The sequence below is a fragment of the Pseudactinotalea sp. Z1732 genome, assembly GCF_049724975.1.
Taxonomy (GTDB): domain Bacteria; phylum Actinomycetota; class Actinomycetes; order Actinomycetales; family Beutenbergiaceae; genus CALKWS01.
This window is the reverse complement of record NZ_JBMPQC010000029.1, coordinates 1-11,437: the sequence shown is the minus strand read 5'-3', so window position 1 is coordinate 11,437 and position 11,437 is coordinate 1. Positions and strand designations below refer to the sequence as shown.

General features: G+C 65.0%; 11 protein-coding genes and 1 riboswitch. Of the genes, 5 read left to right on the top strand and 6 right to left on the bottom strand.

Going from position 1 to position 11,437, the window contains the following annotated elements:
* Positions 1-130 precede the first annotated feature (130 nt).
* The gene (locus ACPL7H_RS19095) at positions 131-850 is read left to right on the top strand and encodes a response regulator (protein WP_424798316.1); all 720 of its coding nucleotides are present in this window, start codon (positions 131-133) and stop codon (positions 848-850) included.
* Entirely contained in the window at positions 847-1,977 is a 1,131-nt protein-coding gene (locus ACPL7H_RS19090) for an ATP-binding protein (RefSeq protein ID WP_424798315.1), read from the top strand. The genes ACPL7H_RS19095 and ACPL7H_RS19090 overlap by 4 nt, the downstream gene beginning before the upstream one ends.
* A gap of 111 nt (positions 1,978-2,088) precedes the next feature.
* Here ACPL7H_RS19090 and ACPL7H_RS19085 read toward each other — a convergent pair whose 3' ends face one another.
* Positions 2,089-2,922, bottom strand: a complete 834-nt coding sequence (locus ACPL7H_RS19085) for a C40 family peptidase (RefSeq protein ID WP_424790816.1) — start codon at positions 2,920-2,922, stop codon at positions 2,089-2,091.
* A riboswitch (cyclic di-AMP (ydaO/yuaA leader) is annotated at positions 2,923-3,072 on the bottom strand.
* A 228-nt stretch (positions 3,073-3,300) separates the two neighbouring features.
* Here ACPL7H_RS19085 and ACPL7H_RS19080 point away from each other — a divergent pair.
* The 3 genes from ACPL7H_RS19080 (at position 3,301) to ACPL7H_RS19070 (ending at position 5,711) form a co-directional block, all read left to right on the top strand.
* Positions 3,301-3,702, top strand: coding sequence for a four-helix bundle copper-binding protein (locus ACPL7H_RS19080; RefSeq protein ID WP_424790817.1), 402 nt, complete (start codon positions 3,301-3,303; stop codon positions 3,700-3,702).
* A gap of 221 nt (positions 3,703-3,923) precedes the next feature.
* Positions 3,924-4,499 carry a CueP family metal-binding protein gene (locus ACPL7H_RS19075; protein ID WP_424789175.1) on the top strand — a complete coding sequence of 192 codons (576 nt, stop codon included), beginning with the start codon at positions 3,924-3,926 and terminating at the stop codon, positions 4,497-4,499.
* Between the two features lie 138 nt (positions 4,500-4,637).
* Positions 4,638-5,711: a heparan-alpha-glucosaminide N-acetyltransferase domain-containing protein gene (locus tag ACPL7H_RS19070; RefSeq protein WP_424789174.1), complete on the top strand. Its 1,074-nt coding sequence runs from the start codon at positions 4,638-4,640 to the stop codon at positions 5,709-5,711.
* A gap of 75 nt (positions 5,712-5,786) precedes the next feature.
* Here ACPL7H_RS19070 and ccsB read toward each other — a convergent pair whose 3' ends face one another.
* The 5 genes from ccsB to ACPL7H_RS19045 form a co-directional block, all read right to left on the bottom strand.
* Entirely contained in the window at positions 5,787-6,884 is a 1,098-nt protein-coding gene (gene ccsB, locus ACPL7H_RS19065) for a c-type cytochrome biogenesis protein CcsB (protein WP_424790819.1), read from the bottom strand.
* The gene (resB, locus tag ACPL7H_RS19060; RefSeq protein ID WP_424798317.1) at positions 6,881-8,392 is read right to left on the bottom strand and encodes a cytochrome c biogenesis protein ResB; all 1,512 of its coding nucleotides are present in this window, start codon (positions 8,390-8,392) and stop codon (positions 6,881-6,883) included. Before resB ends, ccsB begins: the two co-directional genes overlap by 4 nt.
* 266 nt (positions 8,393-8,658) lie before the next feature.
* The gene (locus ACPL7H_RS19055) at positions 8,659-9,441 is read right to left on the bottom strand and encodes a cytochrome c biogenesis CcdA family protein (RefSeq protein ID WP_424789172.1); all 783 of its coding nucleotides are present in this window, start codon (positions 9,439-9,441) and stop codon (positions 8,659-8,661) included.
* Complete coding sequence (locus ACPL7H_RS19050; RefSeq protein WP_424798314.1) at positions 9,441-9,977, bottom strand: TlpA family protein disulfide reductase; 537 nt, start codon at positions 9,975-9,977, stop codon at positions 9,441-9,443. Before ACPL7H_RS19050 ends, ACPL7H_RS19055 begins: the two co-directional genes overlap by 1 nt.
* Positions 9,978-10,256: 279 nt before the next feature.
* Positions 10,257-10,886: a DUF305 domain-containing protein gene (locus ACPL7H_RS19045; protein WP_424789170.1), complete on the bottom strand. Its 630-nt coding sequence runs from the start codon at positions 10,884-10,886 to the stop codon at positions 10,257-10,259.
* Positions 10,887-11,437 lie beyond the last annotated feature (551 nt).

The following is an 11,437-nucleotide window of genomic DNA, read 5'->3' as shown; positions in this document are numbered from 1 at the left end:
GCCGGTGCGTATCGTGGCACACAGGCTCGTGGTCCCTTCTCCAACTGGATGCTTTGACAACACCCATGTTGGATCAGGGCCACGAGCCCCTACCTCAACGGCACACCACGCTCAAAGTTGAAGAGCCGTCATGACTTCACTTGCTCATTCGGAAGTGAACCTGCCCCGGGTTCTGGTCGTCGATGACGAAGCCCCCTTGGCGCGATTGGTTGCGAACTATCTGGAGCGCGATGGCTTCGAGGTCCAGACCTGCGGGGACGGTGATGACGCGGTACAGCGTGCGCGACAGTGGCGCCCTGGGGTGGTGGTGCTGGACCTTGGTCTGCCCGGTCTCGATGGCATCGAGGTGTGCCGGAGGGTGCGGGTGTTTTCTGATTGCTACATCATCATGCTCACCGCTCGCGTGGAGGAGGTAGACAAACTTATCGGCCTGTCGGTGGGCGCCGATGATTATGTGACCAAGCCGTTCAGCGCGCGTGAGCTCGTTGCACGGGTGCGGGCGATGCTGCGTCGTCCGCGGCAGAACTCACCGGGCCACCATGGCGCAGTGGCGTCGTTCGGGCCATTGACCGTTGACGCTCTGGGGCGGGAAGTGTTCCTCGACGGAAAGAGTGTCCAATTGACGCGCACTGAGTTCGACGTCCTGGCAGCGCTGGCGGGGCGCCCGGACATGGTCTTTTCCCGGCGCCAACTCATCGAGACGGTGTGGGGGCCCAATTGGGTGGGCGATGACAACCTTGTCGATGTTCACATCGGGCATCTGCGGCGCAAACTCGGCGACAAGGCATCCGCGCCGAGGTTCGTCCGCACTGTGCGGGGGGTCGGCTACCGAATGGGGACGGGTTCATGAACAAGCGGCCGCGAAAACAGTGGGGGCTGGGTGCTCGGCTCCTGGCAGCGATCGTCGCGGTCCTGTTGGTGGCCGCCGGGACAGCATGGGCTGTGGCCTCGGTGATCGGGCCGATGATCTTCCACGATCACATGCTCATGGCCGAGCCCGCTGACTCCGAGGTCGTGGCGCACGCAAGGCAAGCCTTCACCGCGGCATGGACCCTGTCTCTGTCCCTGGCGCTCCTCGTCGCTCTCCTGACGTCAGTGCTGGTCAGCATTTTCCTTACTCGACGCATCACCATGGCGTTAGAACGCCTCCGCCAAGCAGCAGCGAAGGTCGCCAGCGGTGACTACAACGTCCATGTGCCAGCGGTCCGCATGGGTGCGCAGTTCGATGACCTCGCCGGCGCGTTCAACACCATGGCCACCGACCTTGGTGGGATCGAACAGACCCGCACTCGCATGTTGGGCGACCTGGCTCATGAATTGCGCACCCCGGTGGCGACGCTGGATGGCTACCTCGAAGGGATTGTGGACGGTGTCGTGCCGGCTGATGAACCGACCATAGTCATGCTGCGTGAGCAGGTGGCACGACTTGCCCGTCTGGCCCAGGACATGGCCCTGGTGACTGCCGCTAGCGAGGGACGCTTAGAAATGCGATGGCAGCTGGTGCGGGTCGGTGACCTGCTCGAAGACGCCGCAGCACAGGCAAGCGTGAAGTGCACTAGCAAGGACATTGACCTGGCGATCGTGGCCACAAGGTCAGAACGCCAGGCGGTCATCACCGCCGACCCTGACCGGCTCGGGCAGGTCTTGACAAATTTGCTGGACAACGCCGTGCGGCACACCCCCAAGGGAGGTCAGGTCCAGTTGGGCGCCGACCGGATTGGATCGCGCCTGCGTTTGTGGGTGCAGGACAATGGCAGCGGAATAGCCGCCGAGCATCTGCCCCACCTGTTCGAGCGCTTCTACCGTGCCGATGCTGCTCGTGACCGCGCGCACGGAGGGTCGGGGATCGGCCTTGCCATCAGCCACTCCATCGCCCAGGCCCATGCGGGCAGTGTGAGAGCGGACAGCGCGGGGCTTGGCCACGGCGCGGTGTTCACTATCGAACTGCCGTTAAGTCGTCAGCATTCACAGGCTTGATATCAACTCCAATGGGCACCTCAAGGGATGCGTCCTCGTCGGCACCCACAGCACGAGCATCGGCCCGCCCCTGGGGCAGGGCGGGCCGATGCAGAGTGCTGAGATCTGCGGTCAGAGCACGCGGATGAACGTGGGGTTGTTATGGAAGATGGGTCCCTCGTACAGCGCGGTGCCGGGGTTTCGGGCGGCGATGTTGTTGCCATTGCCGGTGTAGATGCCCACGTGACCGGGCCACGCCACCAGATCGCCGGGCTGGGCTTCGGCTGCCGAGACGATGCGTCCGGCGCCCGCCTGGGCACCGGATGTCCGAGGCAGGCTTACCCCGAATTGGGCGAAGACGTAGGCGGTGAAGCCCGAGCAATCAAAGCCCGCCGGGGTGGAGCCGCCCCACACATACGGGGTGCCTACATAGCGGCGGGCGACGTCCACGACCGCAGAACCGGAAGAGGTGCTTGCGACCTGCTCGCTGGACCCGCCCGAGCCTTCCCCGGCCTGCTCCTCGGCCTGCTGCTCCGGCTGTTGAGCCGGCTGCTCGGTGCGCTGCCCGGTGCGGGAGGCCGGGGCGGCGTCCTGGGTGGGGCGCTGCGGCGCGGTGATGACCGGCTCTGGCGGCGGGGGAGGGGGCGGGGCTTCGGAGGAGACCTCGGCGGCGGCGAAGTCCCAGGCGATGTCTGCATCGACCGAGACGGTCGGTGAGGTGGTCACCTTGTCGAGGTCGGCGTCGAGCACCACGTTGGCCAGGGAGCCAACGCCGGAACTCGAACTCGACACCTGGGGGAGGGCTACAGCGCTGGAGGCGCCCATGGTGAGCGCCAAGCCGGAGGAGGCAAAGACGGCCAGCGCCCGTCTGCCGGTGGTCCCAGTGACTGCGTGACCAAGAACGGTCAGTGGGGTGGAGGGGCGGCAGGCCGCGCGGTGTCGGGCGCCGGTTGTTGGTTCAGTCAATTCGGTTCTCCAGTTCGCCTACGAGGTCAGTTGTCGGGTTCGGGTTGGAGATTCACCCGGTCTCACCTGGCTTCCCAGGCGGGACTTCACCCCTAGGTGCTCGCGCACCGACGGTTGGGTCCCCCGCCCCTGCCACGGCGTTGATCGGTGACCACGGTGCGGTGGCAGGGTTCGGCGTCCGCTTGTGGGCTTCCCGCACGGCGGGAGCAAGAGTGACAGTACATACCGCAAATCCTCAGATCACGGTTTGATCACGGGATTACCGGAATACTTCATCAAACCTTCATCGTCACACCCCGCCTCGCCGGCTGCATGCCTGCCGCTGCTGTCGTAACGTCGAGAGCCAATGCTGTGATGGTTATCGAAACGGGAGCGACAATGAGAACCGCAGAGATGATGGATACCCACCCTGCCCAGATCACTCTGGACCGGGATCTACTGGCCCGAACGATCGATGCCCTCGTGGCCTGTTCCCAGGCGTGTACCGCCTGCGCAGACGCTTGTCTGAGCGAGGAAATGGTTGCCGAGTTGCGCACGTGCATACGTACCAACCTGGACTGCGCCGACATCTGCGATGCCACGGCCCGCATGCTGTCCCGACAAACCGGTCATGACGCTAACCTCATCCGTGCTCAGTTGCAGGCCTGCGCCCAGGCTTGTCAGTCCTGCGGCGATGAGTGCGCCCGTCACGCACAGGCCCATGACCATTGCCGCATCTGCGCAGAGGCGTGCCGAGCCTGCGAGGAAGCCTGCAACGAACTCCTCGCCACCATCAGTTGACAGGGCTACTTGCGCCCGCGCCGGCCCAGAACGGCCTGCTGGGGCGATTCAAATAGGCGCCGCAGGAAGGCTCCGCCTGGGTCCGGGACGAAAGACCTAAACTCTCGGCAGCAGCAGTTGCCTACGATGACCCAGTTGATCGGCAAGAATCCTTGGTAAGTATGACCTGCTGCCGTGCTGGTCAGAAGATGCGCCGGGACTGATAGGACAGGTGGAAGAACGTGAAAAGAATTGCGGCGATCGTCGGGGCGCTGGTGCTGATCCTCGCCGGCTGCTCCTCGGCGGATCCGGCCTCCGAGCCAACCACCGAGGGTGATGAAGCCGAGTTCCTCGCCACCCATGACCTGGCCGGCATGGAGGTCGCGGAGATGATCGACCACCTCGATCGACTCGGTGGGCCCGAACGCCCCACCGACTACATGGCCTCCATCCGAGCCGATGAACTGATGTTCTCCGATGGGCAGCAAGAACTTACCCTGCCCATGCCCGAGGACCGTTTCTACCTCTCCGTAGCCCCCTACGTGAACCAGACTCACGAGTGCTTCTACCACAGCCTGACCACATGCCAGGGTGAGCTGACCGACGAGGACCTCCAGGTGCGGATCCTCGACGATGCAACAGGCGAGGTGCTCATCGATGAAGAGGTGACGACCTATGCGAACGGCTTCGCCGGCTTCTGGTTGCCGCGCGATGTCCAGGGCACCATTGAGGTTCACTATGACGGCCTGACCGGGTCAGCCGACTTCTCCACCACCGACGAGGGCGCGACCTGCCTCACCACCCTCCAACTGACGTAGGAACGCCCGGGCCGGCCGCGGAGGGGCTCAGAGGGCCTCGCACCTAGTCGGCCCAGGGTCCCTTCACCGGGTCGACATGACACTTGGATGGGCGCGGTCACAACCTGTGCCAGGGCGGAGCAGCAGGATGGCGCATCGGTGAGCGCGGCGCACACGGCAGGCGCCTCCCCGGATGCCAGCGCACCCCATGGCCGGGTCACCGGGCTGGACGCGGCACGGGCGCTGGCCATCGTGGGCATGGTCGCGGTCAACATCGGTCCGCTGTATGACGACGGCATTGCTGGGCTCGTCATGCGGTTGCCGCACGGGCGGGCCTCATTGTTGTTCGTGCTGCTGGCCGGGATCGGGTACTCGTTGCTGACCCGGCGAGCCCGTGACGGTGGCGCGCTGCCGTGGGGGCAGGTGTTGTGGCGGACGGTTCTGCTGAGCCTGATCGGGTTGAGTACTCAGTTAGCGGGTCATGGCTCTGATGTCATCCTGACCACCTATGCGGTGCTCTTCCTCGTGGGACTGGTGGTGGTGCGGGCACCGTCCGGGCTGCTGCTGACCGCCTCGATCGTGGCAGTTGCCGCTGGGCCACTGGTGTGGCTGGGTGTCCAACTGCGAACCGGTGAGGTCTTCGACCGCGAGCCTGCCACGATGCTGGACGCGCCGGGGCAGATCGTGGCCTCGACACTGCTGACCGGGCCCTACCCGGTGATCACCTGGCTCGCGCCGTTCCTATTCGGGATGTGGCTAGGCCGGTTGCGGCTGCACGACCGGTGGGTCCAGATACGGCTGACTGTGGCGGCAGTGGTGCTGACCTTGATTGCCGAACTCGGCTCCCGGGTGCTGGAAGTGTTCCTGGGGCGGCCCGGTAGAGAGCCGGCTGTGGACTGGTTCCTCTCGGCGGCGGCGCATTCGCAGATGCCGTTGTGGCTGATCCGGGGCAGCGCCTCGGCCGTGGCGGTGCTGGCCCTGACACTATTGGTGCTGCCTTACCTGGGCCGCTTTGGTTGGCCGCTGGTGGCCACGGGGCAGTTGGCGCTGACGGTGTATGTGGTCCACTTGTTCGCCATCGCGCAGGTGGTGCGTCCCGGGCCGCAGACCGCCCAGGACGGTCTGGCCATCACCGCGGTGATGGCACTGGTGCTGGTAGGAGCGGCGGTGGCCTGGCGGCACTTCTTCTCCCGCGGCCCACTGGAGGCAGCGTTGCGGCTGTGGCGCCGGTGACGAACTGGCCCCTCGTCACTGACCCGCCATGTCACCGCCATTGGCCCCTACCCGACGAACGCAGTTGTTGCCCGCTCAGACCCCGGCGTAGGAGTGCAGGGAGTTGATGAAAATGTTCACGCCGTAGTAGTTGAACATCAGTGCCGCGAACCCGGCCAGGGAGAAGTAGGCGAAGGCCTTCTTGCTCCAGCCGGTGGTCAGCCGCACGTGGCAGTATGCGGCATAGATGATCCACACCATCAGCGAGACGACCTCCTTGGGGTCCCAGCCCCACGCCCGGCCCCAGGCGTACTCGGCCCAGATCGATCCGGTGATGAGCACGAAGGTCCAGCCCACTAGGCCCACGGCGTTCAGCCGGTAGGACAATCGCTCCAGGGTCTCCTCTGCGGGGAAGGCGTCCAACAGCCGGGACCAGAACGTGGGCCGGGCCGGCAACGTCTGTGGCTCCTGTCCGCCCAGGTCCATCGATGCGACTTCACCCTCGGTGGGCTGTGCCTCCTGCGCCACCAGCGTGGCACCCCGGGTGCCGTCGGCGCCTGCGCTAGCACTGCCCGTGCGAGCACCGTGCGCACCGCTACGGCCCTCGACACCGCGGCCGCCTAACGGCTGCCGCCTTGATCCGCCGGACTGGGCATGCTCGGCTTCCCGCCGTCGTTCGTCACCTCCACGCACCAGTTGCAGCACTGACAGTGCTGCGCCCACGCAGAACAACGCGGTCGCCAGCGAGGCAACCGATACGTGGATCACCAGCCAGTAGGACTGCAGTGCCGGCTGCACCCCGTCGGCGACGGTGTACAGCAGCGTGATAGCAATGAGCAGCGCGACCACGTTGATCAGCAAGACCAGCGTCCCCAGGTAACGGACATCCTTGTGCCGGTTGACCACCATGAACACCACCATGGTGAACATCGTCGACATCAGGGTGAACTCATACATGTCCGCCCACGGCACCCGCTCGGCGGCGATCGCGCGCAGCACCACTGCCCCGACGTGAAAGATCAGCCCGAGCCAACTGGTGCTCATCGCGATGCCCACCGCCTTGCGGGCCCGGCCCGGGTCTGCCCCCTTGCCGAACCCGGACAGGTCCACCGCGAAGCCCACCATCGCCACCACGTAGGCGCTGATGGTGCCGTAAATCAACAACGTGCTAATCGTGCCCAGTTGCTCGTTCATTTTTTCTCCCTTGCGCCCGGACCGGGCAATACACTCAGGACCCGATCAAGTTCACCGCGCAGACCTGAGTCGTCATTGCGCGCCAATGCTGCGGCATGCACCACTGTCGTGCCCCGCTCCCCGGGCACCAGACGCACCCAGATCCGCCGCCGGGGCAGAAACAGCGCGGCGATCAACCCGCCGAAAGCCAGCGTGGCGAAGATCCCCTGCCAAAGCGGGGCCGGGTCATAACGCAGGTCCAACGCCACGAACCGGGGCAGGTCGTTGAAGGTCAACGTACCCTGCCCGTCGGGCAGGTCCACGCTCTGGCCCGGGCGCAGCTCCAGTTGCACCGGACCTTCGGTGCCGTCCTGCCCGGTAGTGATGACCTGCTCCAGACCATCGGTGTCCAGCACGAACATATTGCGCGGCACGCCCTCGTCCAGGCCCAAGTCCCCGGTGTACATCTGCAGCAGCATCACCGGGTCCATCGGTAGCGGGTGGATCGAGGACACATAGGCACCCTCCGCATCCTGCGCTGCGGTGGGCAGCAGCGAGCCATTGAACGCCAACTGCAACTCCCCGTCATTCGCAGAGGGCACCATCACCACCCCGGTGGAGCCATACCCCGGGTCATCATCGGCCGGAATGAACGGCACCGGCCCGTCGTGGGCGACCTGCCCGCTGGCATCGATGATGGTCAGGTCCGGGGCGAACCCGTTGCCCATCAGATACACCCGCGACCCGCCCACGCTCAGGGGGTGGTTCACCCGGATCGTCGGCTCGCTGGTGGTACCGTCGGTCTCGAACAAGGTGACGTAGGCGGTGAAGTCCCGGGCCTGGGCATCGACGGTAAACTCCGGCACGAACTCATCAAGACGGATCCGGTAAGGGTCCACCGCATCGACGTCGAACAACGCCCCGGCCTCGAAGAAATCATAGTCCAGCGCAGAGTTGACGAAGGTGGATCCCTCGGTGATCATCGCCTGCCCCCGGTAATGCACCAGTTCCCCCCAGGCCGTGACCACCAGCAGCCCCACCAACGCTAGATGGAAGATGATATTGCCGGTCTCCTTGCCGTACCCGCGCTCAGCGGAGATAGTATGCACCGCGCCTTGCCTGGGCTTGTTCTCGGTGCCCAATCTGGTCCGGTAGCGCCGTCCCATGCCTTCATGCAGGCGCGCACGCACCTGTTCAGGAGTTGCGTGCACCAAGCGCTGGGAGCGCACCGGAAACCGGGAGAACCGAGCCGGCACCTTGGTCGGTTCGGCCCGCAACGCCCTGGCATGGGCAATGCTTCGCGGCACGATGCACCCGATCAGGGAAGTGAACAACAGCAGATAGACCGCGGAGAACCACGGCGAGGAGAACACATCGAACATGTACGCCCGGTCCAGCCAGGACGCCAGGGTCGGATTGTCCGCATAGAACTGGTTCACCAGGTTGGGGTCGACCCGCCGCTGGGGAAAGAACGCCCCGGGCATGGCCACCACCGTCAACAGCAACAGCAGCAGCAACGCCACCCGCATGCTGGTCAACTGGCGCCACATCCAACGCGCCCAGCCACGTACCCCTAATCCCTTGGAACGACCCGACGACGACGCAACTCGCCCGCCCGCACTTGCCGTGGCAGACCGCTGATGGGCAGCCAGGTCGGTCCTGGTTGCCCCGGACGTCTGCGCGGTCTTAACGGCATCGCCGGCACTGCCCGCCGACGGGGCGGGGCCGTGCGGTGCTGGGAGGCCGGAGTCGTCTTGCTCCGAGCCGCGCAGGCCCTCTGGGATGTAGCCGGGCATCAGATGATCGTCTCGAAGTTGGCGATGTAGCCCTGCATCCACTGCGTCAACGCCCCCCACAACCCAGTGACCAGAGCCAGGCCGATGAGCACCAGCATGATTCCCCCGGTGCGCATGATCACCACACGGTGACGACGCATGAATCCCATCATCTTCTCCGAGGACTTCATCCCCAAGCCCACCATCACGAACGGCACTCCCAGACCCAGGCAGTAGGCGATCACCAGCACGAGTGCCCGGCCGGGGTCAGCGGCGTCGTGGGCCAGGGCCAGCACTGCAGCCAGGGTGGGACCCATACACGGGGTCCAGCCCAACCCGAAGACCACGCCCAGTACCGGAGCGCCCAACACCCCAGCCCTGGGGCTGACCGGCAGACGCAACTGCCGTTGCAGGAACCCAACCTTGCCGATGAACGCCAAACCCAACACCACTACCAGCACCCCCAGCAGCCGGGTGATCAGGTCCTGCCAGCGCACCAGCCACAACCCGGCGGTGCTCAGCGCCATCGTCAGGGCGACGAACACCGCGGTGAACCCGAGAATGAACAGGCCCACCCCGAACAGCAGCCGCATCTTGGAACCGCGCCCGGCCTCACCCTGACCCGGCGTATCGGCCCCGCTCATCCCAGAGACGTAACCCACGTAACCAGGTACTAACGGCAGCACGCAGGGGGAGGCAAAGGAGACCAGTCCGGCCAGCAGCGCCACCGGCAACGCGGCCAGCACCGGACCGCTATAGATGGTCTGGGCGAAATCAGCGCCCAACTGCTCCAGCCAGCCCATTACTCCTCCAGCGTCTCTGCGATCAGCGTGGACAAGACGCTGCGCTCGGCCAACCCCAGTATCCGGGCGGCCACCCGGCCCTCGCGGTCCAGCACCACCGTGGTAGGCATCGCCCGCAACGGCACCACCCCCTGCATGGCGGCCACCCCAGCAGACTCACTGTCATGCAGCGATGGGTAAGGGATGGCGAAACGCCGCTCGAAAGCCTGAGCGGTACCCGGTGCGTCGATGTGATTCACTCCCAGGAACCGCACGCCGTCGGGCTCGTACTGCTCGGACAACTCAGCCAGGTCGGGGGCTTCCTTGCGGCACGGGGGGCAATTGGCGTACCAGAAGTTCACCACCACCACCTGACCACGCAGGTCCGCCAGGTCGATGTCCTCGGAGTCATAGGACACCCCGGACAAGTCCACCGCTGCACCGCGGTCCGCAGCCGCCCACGTCTCCACGCTGCCATCCCCGGCGACATATCCGGCACCCGCGACATCGGATGCGGCGTCGCCGCTCCCGCCATCGGCGCTCGTGCATCCAGCCACCAACGCCAGAACCATCACGACACTCAGGACCCATCCCCTCGGCGTTAGTACGCGAGCACGGCCAACTCTCTTACCGGCGGCGTACGCTCGCGGTTTGCGTGCCTTGCTCGCGACCGTCTGTCCAATGGGCTCGATCATGAACTCACATCACTCCGACCGCCGGCGGGGACCCTCGGGTGGTATATGCCCTTTCTAGCCGGGATGGCCTGCTGCCTTCCGGAGAGCGGGATCAGAGACCAGCGGAGGAGCCGGAGCAACTTATCCGCCGAAGCCAAGGCGTCAGAGTCCTTCAAGAAGTTCTTCCATCTGGGTTATCTCATCTTGCTGGTCAATGATGATCGTTTTTGCGAGTTCCAGCGCTTCGCGGTTTTGTCCCGCGTACACATGGGTCTCGGCCATCTCGACCGCACCACGATGGTGAGCGATCATGAGTTCCAAAAAGCGCCGGTCGAAGCCAGCACCCGAGAGCGACTCCAACTCGGACATGGCCTCCTGCTGGTTCATACCCTCCATCTCCATGCCCTCATGAGCCATAACGTCGTGCGCCGGCGGGGAGACCTCTTCGTCCCAAAACTCCAGCCACGAAGTCATCTGTCGAATCTCAGGACCCTGAGCCGCAGAGATGCCCTCAGCCAAACTACGCACCTGCTGGCTGTCGGCCCGCTCCACGGCCAGGTCAGCCATCTCGATGGCACCCTCATGGTGGATGATCATCATCTGAGCGAACATCGTGTCGTCGTCGTTATGCCAACCGTGGTCATCGATTCCCGGTGGGCTGTCAGTCGTCTCGACGGCGGTAACGCTGGCTGGCTCGCTCGACGGGGTAACCCCGCTATCGCCGCACGCGGCCAGAGTTATGGCAAGCGAAATCCCACCCACAACTGTGGTGAGTCGGGTGGTGGGTGGCACGGCTCTCCAAGATCTAGTGAATTTCGTTCGACCCGGGCCGGCGGGCATGAGCACCGCAGCAACCTCCCAGCCGCAGGGTCGTCCCCTTGAGGGGTTTCGTCCAGGCTAACCACGCCGCACGCGGGGACAGGCCGCCACGATCGGAGACCGGCGAATCTTCATCGAGTCTTCATCGACCACATCATCCCCGCGCCGAGGGTTGGCCATCGACTGGCTGAACACGGTTTCCCCATGCCTGGCTGCAACTCTGACAAGTTGGACCTCACCCCGTCGCGATCGGTACCCATGCGGGTGCTCCACCACGAGCCCGGCAATGCACGTACTGCTGGCTGAGCAGGGGACCATTGGACGACAACCGGCACCAGTAGGCCACCCGCTCGTGACCTCGACGTCTCCACTCGTCCCGCACACATGATGACCATGAGAAATCAGGACATCGCACGCCAGCCCTTAGCCTGGATCCACCGATGTAGAAGCGGCGTTGGTGAGCGTGGGGGCATGAGAATGCCCCTCTGACCTGGGAAGATGCGACTTATCTAAGGTCCGTATCG

Excerpts from the sequence above, each read along its gene's own strand:
- ACPL7H_RS19055 (WP_424789172.1), bottom strand. The coding sequence starts at position 9,441 with ATGGGCTGGCTGGAGCAGTTGGGCGCTGATTTCGCCCAGACCATCTAT.
- resB (WP_424798317.1), bottom strand. The coding sequence starts at position 8,392 with ATGCGGGTGGCGTTGCTGCTGCTGTTGCTGTTGACGGTGGTGGCCATG.
- ACPL7H_RS19095 (WP_424798316.1), top strand. The coding sequence starts at position 131 with ATGACTTCACTTGCTCATTCGGAAGTGAACCTGCCCCGGGTTCTGGTC.
- ACPL7H_RS19080 (WP_424790817.1), top strand. The coding sequence starts at position 3,301 with ATGAGAACCGCAGAGATGATGGATACCCACCCTGCCCAGATCACTCTG.
- ccsB (WP_424790819.1), bottom strand. The coding sequence starts at position 6,884 with ATGAACGAGCAACTGGGCACGATTAGCACGTTGTTGATTTACGGCACC.
- ACPL7H_RS19090 (WP_424798315.1), top strand. The coding sequence starts at position 847 with ATGAACAAGCGGCCGCGAAAACAGTGGGGGCTGGGTGCTCGGCTCCTG.